Origin of the sequence: Hoeflea sp. YIM 152468 (assembly GCF_029210485.1) — a bacterium.
Classification (GTDB): Bacteria; Pseudomonadota; Alphaproteobacteria; order Rhizobiales; family Rhizobiaceae; genus Hoeflea.
Window position 1 is genome coordinate 52,067 of the sequence record NZ_JARGET010000019.1, and the last position, 24,489, is coordinate 76,555.

At 62.1% G+C, this 24,489-nt stretch carries 22 protein-coding genes; 10 read left to right on the plus strand and 12 right to left on the minus strand.

Annotated elements, in window-relative coordinates; genetic code table 11:
- Nucleotides 1–92 precede the first annotated feature (92 nt).
- Nucleotides 93–1,004 (plus strand): fatty acid desaturase family protein, encoded by a 912-nt coding sequence (locus PZ897_RS09795; protein ID WP_275752077.1) that lies wholly within the window; start codon nt 93–95, stop codon nt 1,002–1,004.
- A gap of 92 nt (nt 1,005–1,096) precedes the next feature.
- Here PZ897_RS09795 and PZ897_RS09800 read toward each other — a convergent pair whose 3' ends face one another.
- The 4 genes from PZ897_RS09800 to PZ897_RS09815 form a co-directional block, all read right to left on the minus strand.
- The gene (locus PZ897_RS09800; RefSeq protein WP_275752078.1) at nt 1,097–1,987 is read right to left on the minus strand and encodes a polysaccharide deacetylase family protein; all 891 of its coding nucleotides are present in this window, start codon (nt 1,985–1,987) and stop codon (nt 1,097–1,099) included.
- A 111-nt stretch (nt 1,988–2,098) separates the two neighbouring features.
- Nucleotides 2,099–2,584, minus strand: coding sequence for a YchJ family protein (locus PZ897_RS09805; RefSeq protein ID WP_275752079.1), 486 nt, complete (start codon nt 2,582–2,584; stop codon nt 2,099–2,101).
- A 153-nt stretch (nt 2,585–2,737) separates the two neighbouring features.
- Nucleotides 2,738–3,835: an aminomethyltransferase family protein gene (locus PZ897_RS09810; protein WP_275752080.1), complete on the minus strand. Its 1,098-nt coding sequence runs from the start codon at nt 3,833–3,835 to the stop codon at nt 2,738–2,740.
- Between the two features lie 19 nt (nt 3,836–3,854).
- A complete protein-coding gene (locus PZ897_RS09815; protein WP_275752082.1) occupies nt 3,855–5,411 on the minus strand; it encodes a trimethylamine methyltransferase family protein in 1,557 nt (518 codons plus the stop codon).
- 124 nt (nt 5,412–5,535) lie between these two features.
- Here PZ897_RS09815 and PZ897_RS09820 point away from each other — a divergent pair, with 124 nt between their 5' ends.
- Nucleotides 5,536–6,402: a LysR substrate-binding domain-containing protein gene (locus tag PZ897_RS09820; protein WP_275752083.1), complete on the plus strand. Its 867-nt coding sequence runs from the start codon at nt 5,536–5,538 to the stop codon at nt 6,400–6,402.
- A gap of 17 nt (nt 6,403–6,419) precedes the next feature.
- Here PZ897_RS09820 and PZ897_RS09825 read toward each other — a convergent pair whose 3' ends face one another.
- Together PZ897_RS09825 and PZ897_RS09830 are read right to left on the minus strand one after the other, a co-directional pair.
- Nucleotides 6,420–7,394 (minus strand): magnesium transporter CorA family protein, encoded by a 975-nt coding sequence (locus tag PZ897_RS09825; protein ID WP_275752085.1) that lies wholly within the window; start codon nt 7,392–7,394, stop codon nt 6,420–6,422.
- Complete coding sequence (locus PZ897_RS09830) at nt 7,391–7,801, minus strand: carboxymuconolactone decarboxylase family protein (protein ID WP_275752233.1); 411 nt, start codon at nt 7,799–7,801, stop codon at nt 7,391–7,393. Before PZ897_RS09830 ends, PZ897_RS09825 begins: the two co-directional genes overlap by 4 nt.
- 285 nt (nt 7,802–8,086) lie before the next feature.
- Here PZ897_RS09830 and PZ897_RS09835 point away from each other — a divergent pair, with 285 nt between their 5' ends.
- Both PZ897_RS09835 and PZ897_RS09840 read left to right on the plus strand, forming a co-directional pair.
- Nucleotides 8,087–8,965: a dienelactone hydrolase family protein gene (locus PZ897_RS09835; protein WP_275752086.1), complete on the plus strand. Its 879-nt coding sequence runs from the start codon at nt 8,087–8,089 to the stop codon at nt 8,963–8,965.
- Between the two features lie 148 nt (nt 8,966–9,113).
- The gene (locus PZ897_RS09840; protein ID WP_275752087.1) at nt 9,114–9,470 is read left to right on the plus strand and encodes a DUF2780 domain-containing protein; all 357 of its coding nucleotides are present in this window, start codon (nt 9,114–9,116) and stop codon (nt 9,468–9,470) included.
- A 121-nt stretch (nt 9,471–9,591) separates the two neighbouring features.
- Here the strand turns inward: PZ897_RS09840 and PZ897_RS09845 are convergent, their stop codons facing one another.
- Complete coding sequence (locus tag PZ897_RS09845) at nt 9,592–9,786, minus strand: hypothetical protein (protein ID WP_275752089.1); 195 nt, start codon at nt 9,784–9,786, stop codon at nt 9,592–9,594.
- A 192-nt stretch (nt 9,787–9,978) separates the two neighbouring features.
- Between PZ897_RS09845 and PZ897_RS09850 the strand changes: the two genes are divergently transcribed.
- Nucleotides 9,979–11,379, plus strand: a complete 1,401-nt coding sequence (locus PZ897_RS09850; protein ID WP_275752090.1) for a TIGR03808 family TAT-translocated repetitive protein — start codon at nt 9,979–9,981, stop codon at nt 11,377–11,379.
- A 1,249-nt stretch (nt 11,380–12,628) separates the two neighbouring features.
- Here the strand turns inward: PZ897_RS09850 and PZ897_RS09855 are convergent.
- Nucleotides 12,629–14,479: an AAA family ATPase gene (locus tag PZ897_RS09855; protein ID WP_275752091.1), complete on the minus strand. Its 1,851-nt coding sequence runs from the start codon at nt 14,477–14,479 to the stop codon at nt 12,629–12,631.
- Nucleotides 14,480–15,160: 681 nt separating this feature from the next.
- Here PZ897_RS09855 and PZ897_RS09860 point away from each other — a divergent pair.
- The 3 genes from PZ897_RS09860 to PZ897_RS09870 all read left to right on the plus strand — a co-directional run bounded on the left by PZ897_RS09860 (nt 15,161) and on the right by PZ897_RS09870 (nt 17,374).
- Nucleotides 15,161–15,763 carry a superoxide dismutase gene (locus PZ897_RS09860; RefSeq protein ID WP_275752092.1) on the plus strand — a complete coding sequence of 201 codons (603 nt, stop codon included), beginning with the start codon at nt 15,161–15,163 and terminating at the stop codon, nt 15,761–15,763.
- 200 nt (nt 15,764–15,963) lie between these two features.
- Entirely contained in the window at nt 15,964–16,410 is a 447-nt protein-coding gene (locus PZ897_RS09865) for a cytochrome c (protein WP_275752094.1), read from the plus strand.
- A 40-nt stretch (nt 16,411–16,450) separates the two neighbouring features.
- Entirely contained in the window at nt 16,451–17,374 is a 924-nt protein-coding gene (locus tag PZ897_RS09870; protein ID WP_275752096.1) for a cytochrome c, read from the plus strand.
- Between the two features lie 15 nt (nt 17,375–17,389).
- Here the strand turns inward: PZ897_RS09870 and PZ897_RS09875 are convergent, their stop codons facing one another.
- The 4 genes from PZ897_RS09875 to PZ897_RS09890 form a co-directional block, all read right to left on the minus strand.
- Nucleotides 17,390–18,511 (minus strand): VWA domain-containing protein, encoded by a 1,122-nt coding sequence (locus PZ897_RS09875; RefSeq protein WP_275752097.1) that lies wholly within the window; start codon nt 18,509–18,511, stop codon nt 17,390–17,392.
- A gap of 227 nt (nt 18,512–18,738) precedes the next feature.
- A complete protein-coding gene (locus tag PZ897_RS09880; protein ID WP_275752098.1) occupies nt 18,739–20,835 on the minus strand; it encodes a S9 family peptidase in 2,097 nt (698 codons plus the stop codon).
- A gap of 120 nt (nt 20,836–20,955) precedes the next feature.
- Nucleotides 20,956–21,441 carry an anthrone oxygenase family protein gene (locus PZ897_RS09885; protein WP_275752099.1) on the minus strand — a complete coding sequence of 162 codons (486 nt, stop codon included), beginning with the start codon at nt 21,439–21,441 and terminating at the stop codon, nt 20,956–20,958.
- Between the two features lie 54 nt (nt 21,442–21,495).
- Nucleotides 21,496–22,500: an asparaginase gene (locus tag PZ897_RS09890; protein ID WP_275752100.1), complete on the minus strand. Its 1,005-nt coding sequence runs from the start codon at nt 22,498–22,500 to the stop codon at nt 21,496–21,498.
- A 451-nt stretch (nt 22,501–22,951) separates the two neighbouring features.
- Between PZ897_RS09890 and PZ897_RS09895 the strand changes: the two genes are divergently transcribed.
- Both PZ897_RS09895 and PZ897_RS09900 read left to right on the plus strand, forming a co-directional pair.
- Entirely contained in the window at nt 22,952–23,524 is a 573-nt protein-coding gene (locus PZ897_RS09895) for a transglycosylase SLT domain-containing protein (protein WP_275752234.1), read from the plus strand.
- 113 nt (nt 23,525–23,637) lie between these two features.
- Entirely contained in the window at nt 23,638–24,480 is an 843-nt protein-coding gene (locus PZ897_RS09900) for an EamA family transporter (protein WP_275752102.1), read from the plus strand.
- Nucleotides 24,481–24,489 lie beyond the last annotated feature (9 nt).

Sequence of the window (24,489 nt, forward strand, 5' to 3'; positions counted from 1 at the left end):
ACCCCAGCAAACAGGGTGGCTGGCACAACAAGCTGCGGCTTTCACCAGGCATCAGCTTTGGCTACAGTCAGGCTTCACCACGGGGACGATCGATGGATCACAGAGAGTTTCTCGCCAGCCTGACTGCCGCACAACGCCGTGAGCTGACCCGCAAATCCGATGGGCGCGGGCTGATGCAGCTGGCGTTGCATCTGGGCCTCATCGGCCTGATCGCTGCGCTGATTGTGGCGCGGGTGCCGCTGTGGCCGCTGCTGATGCTGCCACAAGGCATAGTGCTGGTGTTTCTGTTCACGCTGCTGCACGAGGCCAGCCACGAAACCCCGTTCCGCTCGCGCTGGCTCAACACCGCGGCCGCGCATGTCAGCGGGCTTGTCATCCTGCTGCCGCCGCGCTGGTTTCGCTATTTCCATTTCGCCCATCACCGCCATACCCAAATTCCGGGCAAGGATCCGGAACTGGCCGAACCGAAGCCCGAGGGCTGGGCTGACTATATCCGCTACGTTTCGGGCATTCCGGTGTGGATCAGCCATGTCCGCACACTTGTCCGCAATGCCGCCGGACGCTGCGCCGACGATTTCGTGCCGGTGGGGAAGCGGCAGGCGGTGCGAAACGAGGCGCGCACAATGCTGGCCGTCTACAGTCTGCTGCTGGCGGGCAGTATCGCGTTTGCGAGCCCGGTGCTGGTCTTCGTCTGGCTGCTGCCGATGCTGCTCGGCCAGCCGTTCCTCAGGCTCTACCTGCTGGCCGAGCATGGCCGCTGCGCCCATGTCGCCAACATGCTGGAGAATTCCCGCACCACTTTTACCACTGCGGCGGTGCGGCGGCTGGCCTGGAATATGCCCTATCATGCCGAGCATCACAGCTATCCGGCGGTGCCGTTTCACCGGCTGCCGGATCTGCACAAGCTGACGGCGCAGCACCTGAGGGTGACCGAGAAGGGCTATGGCCGGTTTCACGCCAGATACGCGCCGGACATGCATGGCGGTGCCGAGGCGGCGAAGTGAGGCGACACTTGGCCTTTGCAGCCGTCGGCGCCTCAAGGCAATCAATCGTTTCCGGACGGGAAACCTGAACCGTTGCCGCCATTGCCATGGCGCTACATCTGACGCGTTGTGGTCGCGTCAACTCCGGCAGACACCAGCGCGCCGGGCATCCGCGAGCGGCGATACTGCAGAGCCACAACCTTGTAGCCGCCGGCCTTGAGCTGCGAGAGCAGCGAGGGAAGCATTGCGGCGGTGCGGGCATGAATATCGTGCATCAGGATAATGCCCTTGCCGCGTGCGCGGACCCGCGCCATGGTCCGCGCTGCAATGGTCTCCGGACTGGATTTGAAATAGTCCTTGGTGTCGATATCGACATCGAGAATGACCTGGCCGCGATCGGCGACGGCGTTCCGCAATGTGCCGGTGTCGGCCAGATAGGGGAACCGGAAGAAGCCGACTTCGACACCGGTCGCCCTGGCAACCGCCGCATTTCCGGTGGCAATGTCACTGAGCGCGCGGGAATTGCCGACACTTGCCAGATTGGCATGGTTGTAGGTGTGACCGCCGATGGAATGGCCATGATCGACAACCCTTGCGGCGACGGCCGGGTAGCTGCTTGCCATCTGGCCAACCATCAGAAAGGTTGCCTTGACGCCAAACCGGTCGAGGATCTCGAGCACGCGGTCTGTCTTGCCAGGCATGGGCCCGTCGTCGAAGGTCAGGACCACCTCCTTGTCGTGCAGCTTTATCTCCGACAGGGAGGCAACCCGCAGCGTCCTCCCGGCCAGCGACCCGAAACCGGGCCGGCCCGGCGCAGTGCCGAAGCTGGAAAACGGCGGCGTGCCATCGGGCTCATCCGCCTGATCGCGGCCAACAAGCGACTGCCTTTCGACAACCGGCACATAGGCGGTTTTCGCCGTTTTCAGGCTGGAAGGAGGCTTTGACGCACAGCCGGCCATGGCCAGGCACGACAAGACGCAAACGAAGGCAAGACGCGAAACCATGGCAACTCAACTCATAACGATGACGTTGCCGGATTTTCGCTGAACATGGTTAACCGAGCGTTGACGGCCCCGGATGCCGCATTTTTGCTGGGAAACCGGCCTTGTTCCGCATCAGCCGCAGCACCTTTTGTGCTTTCTGCCCGATCCGCAGGGACACGGATCATTGCGGCCAATCCGGCCCGGCCCCGCGCCGTGCACAGGGCCGGCGACCACCGGGTCACGGTCCCAATAGACCCAGCGGCCTTCGATCTTGCGAAACAGCGAGGTTTCGCTGAGCGCTGCCGCCGTTCCCTGCTGGCGGTAGCGGGCAATGAAGCTTACCGTGCCCTCGCTGTCCCCTTCCCTGCCCCTTTTTGTGGCGACGATCTCGAGCCCGAGCCACTCTGTGCCGATCTGCAAGATACCGGCCTCGGCGCGATCAAACGCGAGCGCTGCCGGTCCGGCGCATGTGGCCTCGATGTAGTCGAGCTTGCCGGTCGCATAGGCCGCATAGCGCGAGCGCATCAGTTTTTCGGCGCTCGGCGCCGGAGCGCCAGCGTGGTAGCGGCCGCAGCACAGGGCGAGATCAGCAGTGGAGCCGCAGGGGCATGGGGGCATGGGGAGGCCTCAAGCAAGCGTCGCGGAACCTTGCGGGAAACACTCATTCAGCCGCAACGGCAATCCACTCCGGGATAGCGCGCTGGCGGCCTCCCGGCAAGCGGGCAAAGCCCGACCTGCGTTCGGCGCAGGCCAGGCCATCGGCGCGGCAGATCAGGCCTGATGCGTTCTGGTCTTGCCCGGATCATGGATCGGCATCGGCGCCACAGTTGCGGTGGTCGTGATGCGGTCGCCGGAAAGCTCAAGCCGCGTGCCGAGGGCGGCGGCATCGCGGCTGACATGGGCGAGCGCGAGCGAGCTGTCGAGGCGATGGGAAAAACACGGACTGTTGACAACGCCGGCAGGCTTGCCGCCGTGGAAAAGCTGCTCTCCGCCGGCAACCATGCCCGGGTGATCGATGACAAGGCAGACATTGCTGATCTTCTCCCTGCCTTTCGCCTGCATCAACGCCTGATGGCCGCGATAACCGGTTTTCGAACCGGCGACGGTGAAACCGAGCCCGACTTCAAACGGCGTATGCTCGGTTGTCATGTCGTAGCCATAAAACAGCAGGCCCGCATCGATGCGCAGCTTGTCCAGCGCCGCAAACGAGCATGGCATCACACCGGCTGCCGCCAGCCGGTCCCAGATGTCGCCGACCACCGCGGCATCGGCAAAGATCTCGTAGCCGCGCTCACCGGAATAGCCGGTGCGCGAAATGCGGCAGGGATGGCCGAACAGGGTCGCGGCGACATGATGGAAATAGGCGAGCGGCGCCAGGTCAACATTGCAATGGGCGTTGAGAATTGCGAGCGATTCCGGCCCCTGAACCGACACATCGTGCAGATCATCGGTGAAGCCAATCTCAACCGATCTGCCGGCAGCGGAGGCCTGCAGCAGCGCCATGGTGTCACCGGTCCCGTGAACGATCAACCAGCCGTCACCGCCGAGATTGTAGACGATGGCGTCGTCGGCCATCGTGCCTTGATCGGTCAGCACCGAGAGATAGGCCGCCTGCCCCTCGCAGATCCTGCCGATGTTGCGGGTGGTCAGATGATCCAGGACAGCGAGGGCGTCGTCGCCACGCAGATGGATCTTCTTCAACGGCGACATGTCGAACATTCCCGCGGATTCGCGCACCGCATCGTGCTCGTCCTCGGGATTGGTGGTGTAGCTCCAGGCGGTTCCCATGCCATTCCAGTCTTCCAGACCGGAGCCGAGTGCTGTGTGGCGTGATGCAAGCGCGGATGTTCGGCTGAGTTCAGCGGCCATGATTATCTCTCCAAAATGTTCAGTACCATTCGTCAGGCATCGAGGCCTTGCGGTGCGCCACGAATTCGGCCAGCGCTTGCTGCGTCGCCTGCTCCATCGGTGGCTGCACATAGCCAGCCAGCATGTCCTTCCAGCGGCCATTGGCGCGCTGCGCGGCGGTCTGGCTGCCATTGTCCTTCCAGGTCTCATAGGGGCCGGCATCGGGCAGAAGCGATTCGTAATTTGCCGCCGCGAAATGGCGCATGGTGTGGGCGGTGGAGAGAAAATTCTGCCCCGGCCCGGCTTCCAGATAGGAATCGCGCGACAGGGTTTCCTCATTGACGACCATGCTCTGGAACAGCCGCAGGAATGCGCCGCAATTGTCGAGATCCAGAATGAATTTCTCGTAGGACATGGTCAGCCCGCCCTCGAGCCAGCCGGCGGCGTGCCAGACCTGGTGGCAGCCCGACAGCATCGTCGCCCACATGGCGTTGGCACTGTCCTGCATCGCCTGACCATCGGGCGCATTTGAGGCGGTAATCTGGCCGCCGCCGGAGCGGACCGGAACGCCGAGACGGCGGCCCAGTTGCGACAGCGCCATGGTCACCAGATTGGCTTCGGGCATGCCAAAGGTGAGCGCCCCGGTGCGCAGGTTCATGGTTGAGTGGAACGAGCCGAACACGACAGGGCAGCCTTGACGCACCAGTTGCGTCAAGGCAATGCCGGCCATGGCTTCGGCCAGCGTCTGGGCCGCCATCGCGGCGGGCGTGACCGGACCCATGGCGCCACCGAAAATCGCCGGCGAGACACAGACGCACTGGTTGGCTTCGGCATAGACCCGCAAGGCGCCCGACATGGTGTCATCGAACACCAGCGGCGAATTGACGTTGATGTTGCCCTGCATCACCGCATTGTTGGCAACGAAGTCTGAGCCAAACACGATGCGGGCCATGTCGATGCAATCGCGGGCGCGTTGCGGCGATGTGACCCCGCCCATGAAGGGTTTGCTCGACAGCCTGAGATGAGCATGAACCATATCGAGATGGCGCTTGTTGACCGGAACGTCGGTGGGTTCGCAGACCGTGCCGCCGGAATGGTGCAGGTGCGGCGACATGTAGGCGAGCTTCACAAAATTCTCGAAATCCGCAAGCGTCGCGTAGCGGCGTCCATGATCGAGATCGCTGACAAAGGGGGAGCCATAGCCCGGCATCAGGACAATGTGATCGCCACCCAGCGTGACCGTGTTGTGCGGATCACGGGCATGCAGCGCAAAGTGTTCGGGCGCTGTGGCGCAAAGCTGGCGCGCCAGACCGCGCTCGAACCGCACCCGCTGGCCCTGAACCCTGGCGCCGGCCTGCGCAAACAGATCCAGCGCGACATCATCGCCGCGACATTCGATGCCGATATGCTCGAGAATCCAGTCAGCCTGGTCTTCCAGCGCGACAAGCGCCGCCTCGCCCAGCAGGTGATAGGCGGGAACAGCTCTGGTATCAAACCTTAGCGGGATGATGTTGGCGCGGTCGGTGGCGCGCTGCGCCCGGCCGCGTCGTTTGGCAGGGGCCGGATGGCTGTCCATCTCGATGATTTGTGCGTCCAAGATAGCTACCCCTTTTAACCGCCGATCCAGGTTCATCGGACTGATTGGCAGCATCCATGCGGAATCATGCGTTGAAAATCGAAATCTTTTGCACTCGGGGTCTAATATTATTATACGCATTCTCATGCGGTTTCGAAATTATGACACTTTGCGGACATTCAACCTCGTCGCCCGGCACGGCAGTTTCGCCTCGGCGGCCGATGAGCTGCACCTGACCAAGGGCGCGATCAGCCACCAGATGCGGCAATTGGAGAGCGAACTCGGATTTGCGGTCTTCCGGCGGCTGCCGCGCGGCATTGTCCTGACCCAGCGGGGTCACGAACTGCTGGCCGTCAGCCAGTCGGCGTTCGAGACCGTCGAGCAGCAAATCGACGATCTGCGCCGCCGGCAGACAAGGGCGCTGACCATCGGTGTGACCACCTATTTTGCCTCGCGCTGGCTGTCGCCGCGGCTGATGCAGTTCATGCAACTCCACCCCGACATCCGGCTGCGCATCCAGCCGATGATCGATCTTGCCGATTTGCGCGGTGAAGGCGTCGACCTGGCCATCCGCTGGGGCGATGGAGCCTGGAAGGATGTGGTGATCGAGCCGTTGTTCGCCTGCCCGGCCTGGCCGAGCGGCAACCGTTCGGCGCTCGAGGCGGTTGAAGATCAGGGTTTCGAAGCGGCATTTGAAAGTTTTACGCTGCTGCACGACCGCGACGACAGTCAGGCATGGCCTGGCTGGTTTACTGTGGCCGGCCTCTCTTTCAGGAAGCGCACCGACAGGCTCATCATTCCCGATCCGAATGTGCGGGTTCAGGCAGTGATCGATGGACAGGGCGTGGCGCTGAACGATGCGCTGGTGACGGCTGAACTCGCCACGGGCGCGTTGTGCCGGCTGAGCCCGATCGAACTTTCCGACTACGGCTATTTCCTCGCCTACGGCGTGCGCGGCGAATCCAATCCGGATATCGACATCTTCGCCGCGTGGCTGAGAAACTGCAGTTAGCGTGGCGTCCCGGCTCGCTACAACCACCCCTTCATCTTGAACCAGAGATAAGGGCCGACAGCCGAAGCGGCCATCACCGCAAGCGCGATCGGATAGGCCCAGGGCAAGGCCAATTCAGGCATGTCCTGAAAGTTCATGCCGTAGACGGTGCCGATAAATGTCGGCGGCAGGAAGACGACGGCGACCACTGAGACCACCTTCATCACCTGGTTTTGCTGCACCGAGATCAGTCCCAGCGAGGCGTCTAGCAGGAAGACGATGTTTTCCGAGATGAAATCGGCATGTTCTGACAGCGACTGGATGTCGACGGCCATTGAGCGGCAGCGCTGTTTGAGCGCCTTGTCGCCGGCAATCTCCGGCAAGGTCTGCAGAAAGCCACACACCCGGGCCAGCGACATCAGGCTTTCACGCACCTTGGCGATGGTGCGCTGGTGGCTGGCGATGACGCCAAGTGTGGCTTCGAGATCGCGGGTCACGGCCTCGGGGCTTTCCACCGTGCCGCGTGAAAACACCTCCGTCGAAACGGCATCAATACGGCGCGACCGGCTCTCCAGCACCTCGGCGCAGCGATCAATCATCGCCTCGATCAGCCGTGTCAGCACGTCGCGGCCGTCAAGCCCGGAGAATTCGCGCGCCGCGTTTGAGGCGAAGACAACAAACGCCCTGGGCTCGGCGTAGCGGATGGTGACCAGTCTTTCGCCGGTCAGCACAAAGCCGATGTCGGCGATTTCGGCGAAATCGGTCTCGGATTTCCAGACCACGCTGGCGGTGAGATAGGCCGCGCCGTTCTCGATGTAGAGCCGGCTCGACGGCTCGATGTCGCGCAGCTCGTCGCGGCTCGGCACCTCGATGCCGATGAGATTTTCGACCCGGGCTTCCTCCTGCGTCTCCGGGTGGACCAGATCGATCCAGCAGGCGGCGTCCGGCAGCGGCGCGGCGGCGCCGGGCGGAACCTCGAGGGCGCGGCCGGCACGGTCGTAAAGCCGGATCATCGGCCGGGCTGGCCCGATTGCGCGGCGTCAAACACCTCATCGACAGGGATCTGAAGCGCCGTGGCGAGTTGATTGGTCTTGCCGGCCAGGCCGATGATCGCCAGCAACTCGCCATATTGCTCCCCGGTCATGCCCCTGGCACGGGCGGCGGCGGTGTGGGAATGGACGCAATAGCTGCAATTGTTGGCGACCGAGACGGCAATATAGATCATCTCCTTGGTCAGCGGATCGATCAAGGAGGGCTTGCCGACCACTTCCTTGACTTCCCGCCAGGTCCGTTCGAGCAGCGCCGGATCAAAGGCCAGCCAGCGCCACATGTTGTTGATGAAATCGGTTTTGCGGGTCAAGCGGATGTCATCAAACACCGCCTTGACGCGCGGATCAGCTTCCGGATCGGGTGCAGGCATCTGGGTGGCCACGGCAAATCTCCCTACGGGTGTTGCTTGCAAAGCAGGATTGCTCCGATCACCAAGCTGCCCACAACAGGCACTGGAAATCAATCGGCTGTCGGCCCGCGGCCACAGGCCTGGGCTTGCGCCAACCGGGCAGCGCTGATGCTCAAGGGGGTCGGACGCGGCGGGCCTTCACCGCCGGTCCGAACAGGCCATGAGTTGTTCATGATCCTTTGAACTTTCCCGGCTACTCAACTACAAACAGATGTACAGCTTGTGTTTGCGATCAGGAGATTGAGCATGGCAGACAAACCGACCGTTACCCAAGCCATGATCCAGGCTTATGACGACTACACGCACCTGACGCTTGACCGGCGCGGCTTCATGAACCGGCTGACCAAACTTGCGGGTTCGGGCGCAGCAGCGGCCGCGATCGCACCGCTGCTGGCGGCCAACAGCGCCCGGGCGGCGATCGTGGCTGCCGATGACCGGCGGATCGAGACCCACGAGGTGACATTTGCCGGGGCCACCGGGAGGCTGCAGGGGTATCTCGCCATGCCCGCCGATGCCACCGCACCGGTGCCCGGCATGCTGGTGATTCACGAAAACCGCGGCCTTAACGATCACATCCGCGACATCGCACGGCGGATGGCGCTGGAGGGCTTTGCCGCGCTGGCGGTGGATTTTCTCTCGCCGCTCGGCGGCACACCCGACAATGAGGATACCGCGCGCACGATGTTCAACGAACTCGATGCCAGCCAAACCACGGCAAATGCGGCAGCGGCGCGGGCCTGGCTCGCCGGCTACCACAGGGTCACCGACAAGGTCGGCGCGATCGGGTTCTGCTGGGGCGGCGGCCTGGTCAATGAGCTGGCGGTTGCCGATCCGGAGCTTCGCACCGGCATTGTGTTTTATGGCCGCCAGCCCGACACCAAGGATGTTGCGTCGATCAAGGCGGCGATGCTGTTGCATTATGCCGGACTGGATGAACGGATAAACTCCGGCATCAAGGACTATCGCAATGCCCTGCTGTCGCATGACAAGGTGTTTGCCATCCATGTCTATCCGCGGGTCAACCACGCCTTCCACAATGACACCTCGGCGGCGCGCTACAACAAGGCGGCGGCAGATCTGGCCTGGGAGCGCACCATCGCTTTCCTGAGGGGCACGATGTTCTGACACACTTGGATCCGGCTAGCCTTTTTCGGCGGACCCGCGCCCGCATTTTTTGCGGCGGCACCCCGAAAAACGGCTGGTGAGCGCTTGCAAAGCCCATAATCGCCGTTTACGCTTACGTTAACGTCATACCACTCCGGAGTATTCCCCCATGAACGATCTCGTCTCCCGCATCGTCGCCAATGTCGGCATCGATGCCGATACGGCCGAAAAGGCAATCGGCTCCATTCTGGCCTTTCTGCAGTCGGAAGGCCCGGCCGACAAGGTTGCCGAAATGATGGCATCCGTGCCTGGGTCCGACGACCTGATGGCCAAGGCGCCGGCCGCCGGAATGCTGTCGATGGGCGGCGTCATGGGCCTGGGCTCGAAGCTGATGGGCATGGGGCTGGGCATGGGCGAAATCTCCCAGGTTGCCAAGGAAACCATCGGCTATGCGCGCGAAAACGGTGCCGGCGATTCGATCGACGAGATCGTCGCGTCGATCCCTGGCCTGTCGCAGTTCGTCTGAGCCGCCTGGCGGCTTAAGGCAGGCATTGGGAAACCCGGCAGCCTGGTTGCCGGGTTTTTTGCTGCCCAGAGGCCGGCTCAATCGCCTTGCTGCCTTGCCGCCTTGCCGCCACCGGGCCGGGTCAGGCCGGGCGCATCGCCTTGTTGAGCTTGGCGGCGATCAGCCAGGCCACCGGCAGGGCCAGCAGCGCGCCCAGAGCCGCAGCCAGCGAGATCGACAGCGCGTCGACGCGACCCAGCACCAGGGCGGCGATGACACAACTGCCCGCCAGCATGCTGCCGGCGATAATGTAGACCATGGCTGCAAGCTTGAGCATGGATGTCTCCTGTGGTTACGCTGTCGAGGCCGGTATGGCCCGGTATCGGGTCAATCGCAGTCTAGGCGCGCCAGGCTGTCGCCCCCTTGATCTGGCTCAAATGCCGTGCCTCATCTGCGCCGCCACGCTTTCGTTCGGCCTGTGCCAGAACGGCACACAGGCTTCTGGCATGATTTGTGCTCGGTTTAACGCATGAGCACGACCCCTCCCCTTGTCAGCCGCCGCGCCCTGCTTGCCAGCCTTGCTGGCGCCAGCGCGGCAGGCTTGTTCGCACCGATGGAACCGGCTTCGGCCGCCGCCGGCGACCTGTTCACCCGGATTGACCTGCGCGGCGGCCACGACGCCGATCTGGCCGGCTTGCTGCCCGATGCGGCCGACGACCAGAGCCGCCGGTTTCAGCGCGCCATTGACGCGGCGGCGGCGGGCGGGCGGATCCTGCGGCTGCCGCCCGGAACCTTTGTCGTCTCCAACATCACCCTGCCCGAGGGCGCAAGGATTGCCGGCGTGCCCGGCGCCACACGGCTGATCTATGGCGGCCGCGGCCACGGATTTGTGGCCGAAGGCGCGCGCCGGATCGAACTGTCGGGGCTGGTGCTCGACGGCGCCAACCAGCGGCTGGGCGAACATGTGTCGGGGCTTGTGCATCTGCGCGGGGTGGCGGAGGCGGTGATCGAGAATGTCAGCCTCGCCGGCGCCGATGGCCATGGCGTGTTGCTCGAAGCCTGCGGCGGGCGGATCCATCATTGCGAGATTTCCGGAGCCCGGCTGGCGGGCATCTATGCGGTGGAAAGCCGCGGGCTGGCGATCACCGGCAATGTGGTGCGCGACTGCGCCAATGGCGGCATTCTGGTGCATCGCTGGTCGGCGGGCGAGGACGGGACGCTGATTGACGGCAACCGGGTGATGCGGATAGCGGCGCGGGTCGGCGGCACCGGCCAGAACGGCAACGGCATCAACATCTTCCGCGCCGGCCATGTGATGGTGAGGGGCAACCATGTCTCCGATTGCGCCTTCTCGGCCATCCGCGCCAATTCCGCCAGCAATATCCAGATCGTCTCCAACCAGGCGATCCGCGCGGGCGAGACCGCGATCTATGCCGAATTCTCGTTTGAGGGCGCGGTGATTGCGTCGAACCTGATCGATGGCGGCACGGTGGGGATCTCGGTGGCCAATTTCAACGAGGGCGGGCGGCTGGCGGTGGTCCAGGGCAACATCATCCGCAATCTGAGCACGCAAGGCCCCTACCCGGCCGAATATGCCGGTTTCGGCATCGGCATGGCAATCGAGGCGGATGCGGCGGTCAGCGGCAACGTCATCGAGGGCGCGCCGAAATGGGGGGTGCTGATGGGCTGGGGGCCGTTTCTCAGGGCGGTCAATTTTTCCGCCAACACGGTTCGCGATTGCGGCGCCGGGGTCGCCGTCTCGGTGGTCGAGGGCGCCGGTGCGGCGCTGATTTCGAACAACATGTTCGATGCCACCCCCGATGGCGCGATCATCGGCTGCCGCTGGAACGAGGTGGTGACCGGCGACCTGGCCCGGGCTGGCGCAGACCGGTTCAGGCATTTGACCATTGACCGCAACGCGGTGGCCTGAGGGCTTGTGGCGCCGCGCCCGAGAGCGGGCGCAGGCAATCGCTCCGCGCGGCAGAACCGCCGGAGTGTCGAGCAGAGAAAACCGGGTCCGGAGGGCCGCGCGCGGGCTGCGCCTCTGAAATCTGGTAGTCTGGGGTGGCGCGTTCCGCGCGCGGGCCCGAAATTTGCCGGATGATGTCCGCATCCGACAGGCGGCGCCTCGCACTCTGCGGACTGTTACCTCCGCCCGGATTGCTCCTGTTGCAGCCTGGACAGGCCGCAAGAGTGGTTTTCGGGGATCCGGCACGGACGCTGAAGGTCATCGACCCGTCATGTCCGCCACAGGCCCGGTCCGAATTCCCGGTTCCTCACCCGCCATTTGGCTGGCAGGCCCCGAAATCCGGCCCGGTGGCTGGCTTTGCACGGCCCGCCTCGCGGCAGGCCGCCCGCCAGCGGAGCCCCCGATGGCCTCCGCCTCCTCCCGGGCCTGCCGCACGTTAGGGCAGTTCCCGAAAGGCCTTCCTCCCGCCTGGCTCGAAACGTTCGCGATCCATCCGGCAGCGGAAGCGCACCAAGTGTGGCACGGACGGGCAATGCGGGGACAAGATCACGGGATTTTTCGGTTAAGCTGTTGCGATTGCAGGGACGTGGGCGCGGGATTTTGCACGGGGCGGACGGGGTGTGAGCAGCGCGTGCATCCGGGCTGCCGGCTGATCATCCGAAAGCAAATTGTCATCTCCGTCGTCATCCTCGGCCACCGAGCAAGTCCATTTACCCCCCTCTGTCATCGACGATGACATCTCCCCCGCAAGGGGGGGAGATCGGGCGCACGCGGCACCCACCTGCCAAACATCTGTTTTGAATTTTATATCAATGGCTTACGCCATCCACCGGGCATCCGATCTGCCGTCCTGCCGGACCTGATCCGGCATCCGGCGGGAATCGTCCGCGCGCCGGAAGACCCTTGGCTGGCGTTCAACACATGGTCTCTCACCGCGTCGACACGCGGTGGCTGGATACCGGATCAGGTCCGGTATGACGGGGTGGGCGTGCGTGAAAAACATCGGCTGCCGGTCGCTGGCTCTGACGTGATCGTCAGGGCGGCAAGTCCGGATTGGGCGGGAGCGGGCATTCATTGAGTCGGGAACGAACGACTGAATTGGGCCTGTAAGCGGCATTTAAGATTTCGGGCTCGGTAGAGCGCGAAGCAGACGTCGGAGCGCAAGTTTCCCCTTGCTTCTTGGTAGCGCCTCAGCCTCATTCATGAACCTTTAGTCAGCGATGGCGTCAATGATCGATCGTAATTCGCGGCTCTTGCTGGAAGTATCGTCTGCCAGCAAGAGCTGAAGGCCATTTTGGCAAAATTCGATCACATGACTAAGATCTTTCTTAATATTAAGGTATGTTTCGAGGTCGCCTTCGCGAAGAACGAACATGCCACCTGCTGCCGAGGTACTGATATGATCTTCCCAATCTATGTGTGACTGTTTGAATGCGGCGATTTGTTCAGCTGTCCGGAGGCGAACACCGCTGTCGGCGGGATAATGCAAATTCAAGATGTAATCGAAGTCTGAGATTGCATAAACGCGAAGGCCGAAGCTTGAAAACAGACTTTGCCACTTCGGCAGTTCCCTCTTTCCTCCTACATGGAGAACCGCAATTTCTTGTTCGAGCAAGCGGTGCCGCTCTTGGAGCAGCGCCCTGAAAAAATAGCGGTCGGTATCGCCCTCCACCAGAACCACTTTTTTAGAGAAAAAAGCATATGTGGACCGGGTGTTGTCGAGAATGCGTATAAGGCTTTTTTGATCTTCGGAAAGTGTTGGCGAGAAGATTGATGTCTGACCGTTCGAATCAAGAGCAAAACGGCGTACAGAACTTATAGTGCTCGAGTTGATGAGCGATTCCGAGTGGGTAACGAGAATGTATTGGCAGCTCTGCGTGCGGTTCAGCTCTCGAAGTACCTGCAGATACTCGTGTTGAAACTGATAATGCAAATGGATTTCAGGTTCATCTATGATGACTACGCCACCCTTCAGTTCACCCCTCCCATACGCCTCAAGCACTAGGTGGATAATTGCTTTCTGACCCGCGCTTAGGCTGTTGATGTCGCCGATTGGCTTGTCGCGACGGGTGTCGTAGAAATTAAAGATGTACTGCCACGTCCTCTGGTCCAGAAGATTAATCTGACAGCGCAGGTTTACCACGCGCAGACGCTCATTGACCGACCTTACAAAGGGAAGATTGTTTGCTTCTTGCTCACACTGCGCAAGGTCTTTTGCTTCTGAAATGAGGTGGAAATGGTGCTCAGCAACCTGCAGCCGCACGAGCGCGAACACCGGCGGTTCATTGCTATCAGTGGCATTGAGACTGCGATTGAAATCCTGATTCTGTATTTCCTGAATTTGCTGCGACGCCGGAGCCATACTGAGGGAAATGGAGGGCTTAAACGCGTGGTAGTTGCGATAACTACTGATAAGCGTGAAGCTCTCATAGAGCGGTGGGATCGGCACACCGCTATTGAGCGTATTTCGAAGTGAAATGGCTTGTTTGAATAGGTGATAGTCGGTTAGATATGTGAAACCGAAGTCACTTTCGCCGCCCTGTAGATGAACCGTGAAACTATTCGCGGCATGGTTCAATATCACATCAATAACGTATGTGTAGCGGTATTCACCATCGGCACTAAATTGATAAGTAGAGTACGATCCTAGCGTTAGTGTAAGCTGCGAAAAGTTAGTCCTGATATTGGCTATGTTCTGCCTGTCGATTTCGTCGAGTCGTACTGCAATACGAATGCGCTGCTCTTGATCTTCGCTATCCCAACTGGCGTCCAGCCGAAAACCGTTGATGTCGGTTTGATTGGCTGGCTGCAGAACTTGCCGCCTTTGACTTGCGGCAAGAGTTGAGCGGCGTCCAAACAGCTCACGATTGAAGCTGAACTGGCGATATATGACCCTTCGGAATAGGAAGTTGACAACCTCAAGGGCTGTCGATTTTCCGGAGCCATTCTCGCCGATAATAATATTTAGACCATCGTCAAATTCTATTTTATCGGCTTGGCGCAAATCGGCGCGATAGGGAAAACTGAGGACATTTGATATTTGAAGGTATTCGATCCGCATGTCTTAATCTTTCACCAATTGCCGGAGCAACATATCCAGGGCTGACCTTGTGCTCAAGCTATGGTTGAGGTCTGTTTGTGACGCATGTGGCTGACCATCCCCGCCCGGTGATATTGGTTTGGCCGCAGAACCTCCCTGTATGACGGCTCACTTTGACCTGCGCAAAGGTCGGCTCCGGCCCGAAAGATGCCTAGCGGGCCGAATAGGCCCTAATTCAATCTTGATAGCCGTCCTGCCGGACCCAATCCGGCATCCAGCGGGGAATTGTCCGCGCGCCGGAAGTCCGTTTGCTGGCGTTCACCACGTGGTCTCTCACCGCGTCGACACGCGGTGGCTGGATCCCGGCTCGGGGGCCGGGATGACGGGGTGATGGAGAGCGCCAAAATCGATTGCTGCGCTTGCGGTGCCCCTCGCCTCACGCCTCACGCCTGTCGCCTCACGCCTGTCGCCTGACGCCCGTCGCCTGACGCCTGTCGCCTGCCGCCTGCCGCCTAACGCCTGACGCCTGACGCCTGACGCCTGACGCCTGACGGTTTCTCCGACGCGCTCCAAATTGCCGCACCCCCAGATCGGGAACCTTTTTGGTCCGGGCCCGTTGCCTGTATGGTGTCGCCAGCCTATGGTCTGGCGATGCAGCGGATCCATTTCGCCGCCCCCCCAATTTCCAAGAGGAGAGACCCCATGGCCCTCGAACTGCCAAACCTTCCCTATGATTACGACGCCCTGGCCCCTTACATGTCGCGCGAAACCCTCGAGTTTCACCACGACAAGCACCACCAGGCCTATGTCACCAACGGCAACAAGGCGCTGGAAGGCTCGCCGCTGGCCGGCAAGTCGCTCGAAGAGATCTGCAAGGCCGCCTATGACGAGAAGAACGCCGCGCTGATCAACAATGTCGGCCAGCACTACAACCATCTGCATTTCTGGCAGTGGATGAAGAAGGGCGGCGGCGGAACATCCCTTCCGGGCGCGCTGGCCAAGGCAGTCGATGCCGATCTCGGCGGCTACGACAAGTTCCGCGCCGATTTCATCAATGCCGGCACCACCCAGTTCGGCTCCGGCTGGGCCTGGCTCGCGGTCAAGAACGGCAAGCTTGAAATCATGAAGACGCCAAACGGCGAGAACCCGCTGATGCACGGCGCACAGCCGATTCTGGGCTGCGATGTCTGGGAGCACAGCTACTATATCGATTATCGCAACGCGCGGCCGAAATACCTCGAAGCCTTCGTCGACAATCTGATCAACTGGGATCATGTCGCCGAGATGTACGAAGCGGCTGCCTGACCACGCGACCGGCATTGGCGGGCCCTGCCCGGCTTGACGCAAGACAACCCGGAGTCACCGACTTCGGGTTTTTTTGTGTCCGGGAACCGCTCGCGCGGGTGACGCAGTGTTCACGATTTATTGACTTTGGATTGGCCCATGGCGTGACATCATGCCGCTGGCTGAAACCGTATCCATTCAACACCCTTGGGAGAGACTCCATGAGATTTCGGACTTTTGTTGCCGCCGCCATAATCGGCGCCGCCGGCTTTGCCCCCGCCATCGCCGCCGACGAGCCGCAGGTGGTTCGCCAGGAGATGATGAAGAAGGTGGGCGGCGCCACCGGCGCGATGGCAAAAATGGTCAAGGGCGAGGCCGATTTCGACGCCGCCGCCACGCTGGCGGCGCTGAGCACCATCAGCGAGGTGGCCGGCTCGATCGGCGCCTATTTCCCGCAAGGTTCCGAGACCGGGTTCGAAACCGAGGCCGCACCGGCGATCTGGACCGACATGGACGGCTTCACCGCCAAGCTTGCCGGCCTGAAAGCCGACGCCGATGCCGCCGTGGCCGCAGCGCCTGCCGATCTTGACGCCCTGAAGGCCGTGTTCGGACCGCTGACCAAGAATTGCGGCGCCTGCCATGAGACCTATCGCCTGAAGAAGAGCTGATGCAGTCTGCGTCTGAGCCCCGGCCCACCGGGCGGCAGCCATGAAACGGCTGGCGCTTGGTGTTGGCCTGGCGGCAATCGCCGGTGCGGCTGCCGCCTACGGGCTGACCGCGCCGACGCCTGTCGCAGCCGGGCGGCTTGCGGCCATTGCCGCGCTTGAGGGCGATGCAGCGGCGGGGGAAACGCTGTTCTGGGCCGGCGGCTGCGCCTCCTGCCATGCCGCCCCCGGCGCCAAGGACGAGGCCCGGCTGGTGCTTGCGGGCGGGGTGCGGCTGAAAAGCGATTTCGGCACCTTTGTCGCGCCCAATATCTCGCCCGATCCGCAAGCCGGCATCGGCGGCTGGTCGATCGAGCAGTTTGCCAACGCGATGCTGGCCGGGGTGTCGCCCGATGGCCGTCATTATTATCCGGCGTTTCCCTATGGCTCCTATGTCAGGATGACCGACCGCGACATTGCCGATCTGTTCGCCTTTCTCAAGACGCTGCCAGCCAGCGATGTCGCATCGCTGCCGCACGAGGTGGGGTTTCCGTTCAACATAAGGCGTGCGCTGGGCGGCTGGAAATGGCTGTTTTTCACCGACGAGCCCCGGGTGGCGCCTGCCGGCGATGAGGCGCAGCTCGGGCGCGGACAATATCTGGTCGAAGGACCGGGCCATTGCGGCGAATGCCACACGCCGCGCAATCCGATCGGCGGGTTTGTCACTGACGCCTGGCTGTCGGGCGCGCAAAATCCTGAGGGCGAAGGGGTGATCCCCAATCTGACGCCCGGCGGCAAGGCGATTGCCGGCTGGAGCGCCGCTGATATCGCCTATTATCTCGAAAGCGGCTTCACCCCGGATTTCGACAGTGTCGGCGGCTCGATGGTCAGCGTGCAGAAGAACATGGCCGAACTGACAAGCGGCGACCGGGAAGCGATCGCCGCCTATCTCAAGGCCTTGCCGGCAAGGGGCGACGGCTGGAAGTGACCCACCCCGGCCTGATCAGTTGGTCAGGCGGGTGACCTGCGCGGCGGCTTCCTTGCCAATGTCGGTAAAGGCCTTGAGCAACTCGTCGGCGCTCTGGGCGTCGTAATATTTCTTGTCGCTCGATGCGCAGGCCTTGAGCAAGGCCTGGCCTCTCTCCGGCGCCTGGAATGCCACCGCGAAGATGGTCACATCGTTGTTCTTGGCGGTTTCACAATGTTCCTTGGTGGTCTTGTCGGCGTAGTCATCCTTCCACGTGCTTCCGGTGTCGTTCTCGCCATCGGTCATGAAGACGATGAACTTCAACGGATCCTTCGACTCGTTTTTGGAAAAATGTTCGTTGACTTCCCCCGGACCGGTGACCTTATCAACAGCCCATTCCATCGCGTCGACAGAATAGGTGCCATTTTCCGCGACCAGGGCGTTGGCGAATGACTTGACCTTGTGTTTCTTCCAGGTCAGGTCAAACTTGTCGCTGCCGGCGGTCTTGTAGTTGTAAGCCACAGCGCCAATCCGCGCATATTCGTTGGTCGGGTCGGAATCGGAAATGTGATCCACAAGATTGCTGACGGCATCCTTGAGAATGTCCATCTTTGGCGTACCTGTGAGAATTTCCTTGGTGCCGCACGCATATCTCCACTTGCCCCATCCGCAGTAGACCGGAATGAGTTCCTTGATCGAGCCCCAGCTCATCGATCCCGAACGGTCCAGCACCAGCATCATCGACAACGGATTGGATGCATCCAGAGCCGATTCCGACGTGCCGCTGATGGCGACTTCGATGCTTTCCCGCCCCATCAGCCGCGCCATCTGCGTCGCCTGCTGAGAACCGGTGGCAGCAACCTGGACTTGCCAGACAGTCTTGTTTCCGCTGCCTTGCGAGGTGATCGTAATCGTCGGCGTTGCAGTGAACTCGCTGAACGTCCTGGAATCTTCGCTGGTCAGTCCCAGAAAGAACTTGCTGGCGTAATCCTTGGCCTGCGCCTCGGTAATCTTGCCCTCGGCGAGCTGAGCCGCCGTCGCCAGCGCTGCCCCGTCGGCTGCGTTCTGCAAATGAGCCTTCATCGACAACGCGTTGGTTGTGTCGACAGCAAGACTTCCGGCCATGATCGCCACAGGCAGCAAAATCGCTGACAACATGGCAAAATTGCCATCCCTGCCGCGTACCAATTTCGCGAATTTCATTTTCGGCGAATTGAACATCCATCGGCTCCACATCATCGGGGCTATTGGAGCATCACAGTATATTCGACGTGTGAGTATCGACTTAAGACATTTGGTAAAATTTTTATAAACGGGCCGCTGCGGGATTTGCAGCAAGAACCCGTACCCCGCCCCCGACCAATCCTGCCGCTCAGGGCCGGCCGTCAGCCGGCCTTGCCAACCACCTTGAGCGCGAACGCGTATTCATAGGCGATCTCCTCCAGCCGCTGGAACCGCCCGGAAGCGCCCGCATGTCCGGCGGCCATGTTGATCTTGAACAGCACCGGCGCCTTGCCGGTCGACATCTCGCGCAAGCGCGCCACCCATTTGGCCGGCTCCCAATAGGTCACGCGCGGATCGGTCAGGCCGGCAACGGCCAGAATCGGCGGATAGGCCTGAGCGCTGACATTGTCATAGGGCGAATAGCCGGCGATGGTGTGATAATCGGCCTGCGACAGCACCGGATTGCCCCATTCGGGCCATTCCGGCGGGGTCAGCGGCAAGGTGTCGTCGAGCATGGTGTTGAGCACATCGACAAACGGAACGGCGGCGATGATGGCGCCAAAGGCATCGGGCGCCATATTGGCAACCGCTCCCATCAGCATGCCCCCGGCGGAACCGCCTTGCGCAACGATGCGCTCATGCGAGGTGAAGTTTTCAGCCTCCAGATAGCGGGCGGCGGCAATGAAATCGGTGAAGGTGTTGAGCTTGTTGCCGCGCTTGCCCGCCTCGTACCAGCCAAAGCCCTTTTCCTTGCCGCCACGAATGTGGGCAATGGCATAAACAAAGCCGCGATCGACCAGCGACAGACAATTGGTGTTGAAGCTGGCAGGGATCGAGATCCCGTAGGAGCCGTAGCCATAAAGCAGGCACGGCGCGGTGCCGTCGAGCGGCGTGTCGCGGCGGTAGAGCAGCGTCACCGGCACCTGTTCGCCGTCGTCTGCCGGCGCCATGACACGGCGGGTAATGTAGTCGCCGGGCGTATGACCCGAGGGGACCTCGTCGCGCTTCAAGAGCGTGCGCTCGCGCGTGGTCATGTTGTAGTCATACAGCTCGGATGGTGTGGTCATCGAGGAATAGCTGAACCGCACCACCTCGGTGTCGTATTCCATCGACCCCTGAGAGCCGAGCGAATAGGCTTCCTCATCGAAGGCAATGGCGTGCTGCGCGCCGCTGGTGCGGTCCTTTATCACGATGCGTGGCAGCCCGTTTTCCCGTTCCATCCAGACCAGATGATTGCGGTAGGCGCTGACCGAGAGGATCAGCCGGCCCGGCTTGTGGGCGACAACCTCGCTCCAGTGTTCCGGTTCCGGCGTGGCGACCGGCGCCTGCATGATCTTGAAGTCCCTGGCGCCATCCGAATTGGTGAGGATAAAAAACACATCTCCGCCTTCGCTCAGCGAATACTCGACGCCCGTCTGGCGGGCGGCGACCAATCGTGGTTTGGCGGCAGGATCATCCGCCGGTATCACCCAGCATTCCGAGGTTTCGTGATCATTGATGCCGATGATGATGACGTCGTTGAGACGGGTGTCGGAAACATCCATGAAAAAGCCGGAATCGGTCTCCTCGCGGATCAGCACATCCTCGTCTTGCGGCGTGCCGAGCCGGTGGTAGAAAATCCGGTTGGGGCGATGGTTGTCATCCACGGCGGTGTAGAAGAAACCGGAACAGTCGGCCGACCAGGCCGCACCGCCGCCGGTGTTGTCGATACTGTCGGCGCTGTCCTTGCCGGTTGTCAGATCGCGCACCTTGAGCGTGAAGAACTCCGACCCCTTGTCGTCATACCCCCAGATCATCGACGCGTAATCGGGCGCATGGCCGGCGCCGGCAAGACGGAAATAGGGCTTGCCTTCTGCTTCCAGATCGCCGTCGAGCATCATCTGCTCTTCGCCGCCATCACGCGGAATCCGGAAATATTTCGGCTGCTCGCCGCCGGTGACATAGCGCACACCGTAAAGCCAGGGTCCGTCGGGCGACGGCACCGAGCTGTCATCCTCCTTGATGCGGCCGCGCATCTCGGCAAACAGCTGCTTCTGCAATTCTGCGGTGTCGGCCATGGCGGCCTGCTGGTAGGCGTTTTCGGCCTCAAGATGGCTCCGGATTGCCGGATCGAGAAGCGACGCGTCCTTGAACATCGCCTGCCAGTTGGCGTCGCGCATCCAGGCATAGTCATCGCCCCGGGTGATGCCGTGGCGGGTGTCTGTGACAGGGCGTTTCTCGGCGCTCGGGGCTGCGGGCAGGTTTGCAAATACGGACAAGGACGGCTCCAGGAAAAGAAAGGCGGACAGGGCGGCTCCCCGACATAGAGGCCGTGATAGGTGGGATCAAGGCAAGCCCGCGCGAAAACCGGCGCAGGATGGATCTGCCGCGTCAGATGCTTACCGCATGACAAGTGCAGCCAGGGTCATCCCGGAGGCAAGCAGGCAGGCAATGGTTCGCAGCGTGTTCAGGCTGACCCACCGGGTCATGTAGCGCTTTGTCCAGAAGTCCTGCGCCTCCGAGGACGAGGCAGCCAGGGCTGCCAGATGGTTGTTGAGCGGCACATTGCCCGCTGCGGTGACCGCGAAGACACCGACAAGGTAAAGCGCGCCGGCCAGCATCAAGAGGAGCCGGGGGGTGCCTTCGCCAAAGAGCGCGGCATAGACAATGATGACAAGCGACACCGGCACCAGCCCGATGAACAGCACCATGAAGACCGAGCGCATGATCTCGACATTGAGGATTTGCATGGATTCAATCCCGCCCTGGCCGGTGACCCGATTGAACGAGCGCATGAGAAAATCGGAGAATGCCAGAAACACCCCGCCAATGACGGCATAGGCAATGACAGATGCTGCACACAGCGAGATGAACCATAAAGACATGCGCTTTGCTTTCGTTCTACCCGGCCGATCCGTCGCGGAACGCCCCGGGGTTGCTTATGCCAGGCCGCCGGCCGGACGGAGGCGACCAACTTCGATGCCGTTCCAGTTCCTCATGATTTTACGCGACCAGTCGCCAAGCCTGACCGACAGTTCCTGATCATCGGCAAACAGCCTGGCCAGCACCGCGCCGATCATGACCTCCGCGCCGCGGGTGGAGCCGTCCTCGCATTTGAGCGCGATGCCGTAGCCCTTTTCCGGGATGGTGGCGCAAAAGACGCCCTCGGCGCCGGTCTTGGCAAAGATCCGGCCCGGCGCAATCTGCATCAGCTCGGTGCAGGCGCGGCGGGTGCCCGCCACGTAAAACGGCTCCGCCATGCAGGCCGCCATCAGCCGCCTGGCCGCCTTGGCGCGTTCGCGGCCGAGACCCGCCCCGGAGGCCATGCGGGCGAAACCATGGGCAATCCGGTCGAGCGGTGCGGCGTAGGTGGGGATCGAGCAACCGTCGGTGCCGCAGGTGTCGTGGCCCAGGCTGACGCCGGTGAGATCGGACATCACCTCGCGAACGGAAGACTGAACAAAATGATCGTACCCGACATAGCCGTGATGATCGACCCCGGCATGACACGACAGGCAGAGAAAACCCGCATGTTTGCCGGAACAATTGTTGCCGAACTGGTTGGGCTTGTCACCCGCGCGGGCCTGCCCGATCAGGACTTTCTGTTCCGAACTCCAATGGCAGCCACACTCCAGATCAGGCTCGGACAGGCCGGCGCGGGCGACGATCTCGCCGGCCAGACGCATGTGCTCGGGTTCGCCCGAATGCGACGAACAGGCCAGCGCCAGTTCCTTGTCGCCAAAGCCGTAACGGTCGGCGGCACCGGATTCGACCAGCGAAAGCGCCTGCATGGATTTGACCGCCGAGCGGGGAAACACAGCCGTTTCGACCTCACCAAGACGCATCACCACAGCACCGTCGCCATCCACCACAACGGCCATGCCGCGATGCCGGCTCTCGACCATCTGGCCGCGGGTGACTTCGACAAGAACGGGGTTTTGCATGGCGTTGCTCCTGACAGTGGCATGAAATGGCAAACGGTTCTGGCGCCCGCGTGATCGGGTGAGTGATTGCAGACGCGCCCGTTTTGGGCAAGAGGCGGGGATAAACGCCGCACCCCGCTCCACAAGCTTACACGTGCCAAAGCCTCAGGTCTGCCACAAATTCGTTTTGGCAAACTGATTCAGGTTTTCCCGCCAGCGGCTTGAAAACCCTGCCCAATCCGCACCCACGCTCACGCCTTTGGCCGGCATTGCCGTCGATACGGCCGGCACTGACAGCACGGGGGGAAGACAGGTTTTGCATTGCGCTAACATCCCCGCCCGGCTGTGCCGGTCCAGACTTGGGGGGATGATGAGACGCACCCCACCCCATTCAACGAGAGAGATGATGGCCCAGATTTCCCTTTTCACCACCCTGATATCCTGGCTGACAGCCTGGAGCGGGGCCGCTTCAATGCCGGCGCCTGAGCGGTCCCGCACTGCGGATGCACAACCGCCCTCTCCGCCCCCGGCGCAAGGCCGGCGGATCGCCTGGGGCGCCAGAGTTTCGCCCGGGTTCAAACGCAAGACCATCGCTGTTGCGCATCGGCTGAGGATGGATCCTGATCATCTGATGGCGATCATGGCGTTTGAAACCGGGCGCAGCTTTGACCCGGCGGTGACCAACCTGGCCGGCTCGGGCGCCACCGGGCTGATCCAGTTCATGCCCGCGACCGCCAGAGCGCTGGGAACGACAACCGCGGCCCTGGCCGGCATGACCGCGCTCGATCAACTCGATTATGTCGAAAAATATCTCGCCCCCCATGCGGGCCGGATCGGCGACCTTCCAAGCGCCTATATGGCGGTGCTCTATCCCCGCGCGGTCGACAAGCCCTCCGGGTTCGTGCTGTTTCGGAAGGGGTCGAAAGCCTACAAGCTCAACCGCGGACTCGATGTGAACAGCAATGGCCAGGTCACCAAGGCCGAAGCCGCGGCAAAGGTTTCCGCACTGCTTGAGGAAGGCCTGCGTCCGGGACTGATCGGTTGAGGCTGAGCACCTGAGCACAGACAAAGCGCACGCGGCAGGTGTTTGCCGATTGCGCCGGAGCCAGAGATTGATAAGCTCACGCCAAACTCACCGGATTCATTGATTTATTCCCCATGCTGCGCACAATTCTGATTACCCTTCTGGGGCCGATGCTCTGGGGCACCACCTATGCCGTGTTCACCGAAACCCTGCCGGTCAGCCATCCTTTGCTCACCGGGGCGATGCGGGCGCTGCCGGCGGGGCTGATTCTGCTGGCGCTCAATCCGCGCATCCCGCCGGTTGCGGCGCTGCTCCGCCATGCGGCGATCGGTTTCAGCAATATCGGCTTCTTCTTTGCTTTGCTGTTTATCGCTGCGGCGCGCCTGCCCGGCGGACTGGCGGCAACGCTGATGGCGATCCAGCCGCTGGTGGTGACCCTGATCTCGGCCTGGCTGATCGGCCGCGCGGCGCATCCGGTGCAAATTCTCGCAGGTATCGCCGGCGTCATCGGTGTTGGACTGATGGTGCTGTCGCCTGAAGCACGGCCAGACCCGATCGGCGTGGCGGCAGCAATCGGCGGTGCGCTGTCGATGGCCATGGCCACGGTGCTGATCGACCGCTGGGGCCGGATGGGCACGCCGCTGGAGACCACCACATGGCAATTGATCCTGGGGGGCGCGATGCTGTTTCCGGTCGCGCTGGCGTTTGAAGGATTGCCGCCCGCGCCGGGGTTGACGCAACTGCTCGGCTACAGCTGGCTGATGCTCGTGGGCACCGCCCTGGCCTATTACGTCTGGACCCGCGGCATCGGCCGGCTCGGGCCGAGCGCGGTCTATCTGGCGCTGGCCAGCCCGGTGGTGGCGACGGCAATCGGAGCCTTCGCCCTGGGCGAGTGGTTCAACGCCTGGCAATGGGCCGGCATGGTTCTGGTGATCGGCGCGACCGCGGTCGGGGTGTCGCTCGGACGCCGGGAGTAGATTGGCCGC

Coding starts and splice junctions, on each gene's coding strand:
- PZ897_RS09795 (WP_275752077.1), top strand. CDS start 93: ATGGATCACAGAGAGTTTCTCGCCAGCCTGACTGCCGCACAACGCCGT.
- PZ897_RS09800 (WP_275752078.1), bottom strand. CDS start 1,987: ATGGTTTCGCGTCTTGCCTTCGTTTGCGTCTTGTCGTGCCTGGCCATG.
- PZ897_RS09805 (WP_275752079.1), bottom strand. CDS start 2,584: ATGCCCCCATGCCCCTGCGGCTCCACTGCTGATCTCGCCCTGTGCTGC.
- PZ897_RS09810 (WP_275752080.1), bottom strand. CDS start 3,835: ATGGCCGCTGAACTCAGCCGAACATCCGCGCTTGCATCACGCCACACA.
- PZ897_RS09820 (WP_275752083.1), top strand. CDS start 5,536: ATGCGGTTTCGAAATTATGACACTTTGCGGACATTCAACCTCGTCGCC.
- PZ897_RS09825 (WP_275752085.1), bottom strand. CDS start 7,394: ATGATCCGGCTTTACGACCGTGCCGGCCGCGCCCTCGAGGTTCCGCCC.
- PZ897_RS09830 (WP_275752233.1), bottom strand. CDS start 7,801: ATGCCTGCACCCGATCCGGAAGCTGATCCGCGCGTCAAGGCGGTGTTT.
- PZ897_RS09835 (WP_275752086.1), top strand. CDS start 8,087: ATGGCAGACAAACCGACCGTTACCCAAGCCATGATCCAGGCTTATGAC.
- PZ897_RS09840 (WP_275752087.1), top strand. CDS start 9,114: ATGAACGATCTCGTCTCCCGCATCGTCGCCAATGTCGGCATCGATGCC.
- PZ897_RS09845 (WP_275752089.1), bottom strand. CDS start 9,786: ATGCTCAAGCTTGCAGCCATGGTCTACATTATCGCCGGCAGCATGCTG.
- PZ897_RS09850 (WP_275752090.1), top strand. CDS start 9,979: ATGAGCACGACCCCTCCCCTTGTCAGCCGCCGCGCCCTGCTTGCCAGC.
- PZ897_RS09855 (WP_275752091.1), bottom strand. CDS start 14,479: ATGCGGATCGAATACCTTCAAATATCAAATGTCCTCAGTTTTCCCTAT.
- PZ897_RS09860 (WP_275752092.1), top strand. CDS start 15,161: ATGGCCCTCGAACTGCCAAACCTTCCCTATGATTACGACGCCCTGGCC.
- PZ897_RS09865 (WP_275752094.1), top strand. CDS start 15,964: ATGAGATTTCGGACTTTTGTTGCCGCCGCCATAATCGGCGCCGCCGGC.
- PZ897_RS09870 (WP_275752096.1), top strand. CDS start 16,451: ATGAAACGGCTGGCGCTTGGTGTTGGCCTGGCGGCAATCGCCGGTGCG.
- PZ897_RS09875 (WP_275752097.1), bottom strand. CDS start 18,511: ATGTTGTCAGCGATTTTGCTGCCTGTGGCGATCATGGCCGGAAGTCTT.
- PZ897_RS09885 (WP_275752099.1), bottom strand. CDS start 21,441: ATGTCTTTATGGTTCATCTCGCTGTGTGCAGCATCTGTCATTGCCTAT.
- PZ897_RS09890 (WP_275752100.1), bottom strand. CDS start 22,500: ATGCAAAACCCCGTTCTTGTCGAAGTCACCCGCGGCCAGATGGTCGAG.
- PZ897_RS09895 (WP_275752234.1), top strand. CDS start 22,952: ATGCCGGCGCCTGAGCGGTCCCGCACTGCGGATGCACAACCGCCCTCT.
- PZ897_RS09900 (WP_275752102.1), top strand. CDS start 23,638: ATGCTGCGCACAATTCTGATTACCCTTCTGGGGCCGATGCTCTGGGGC.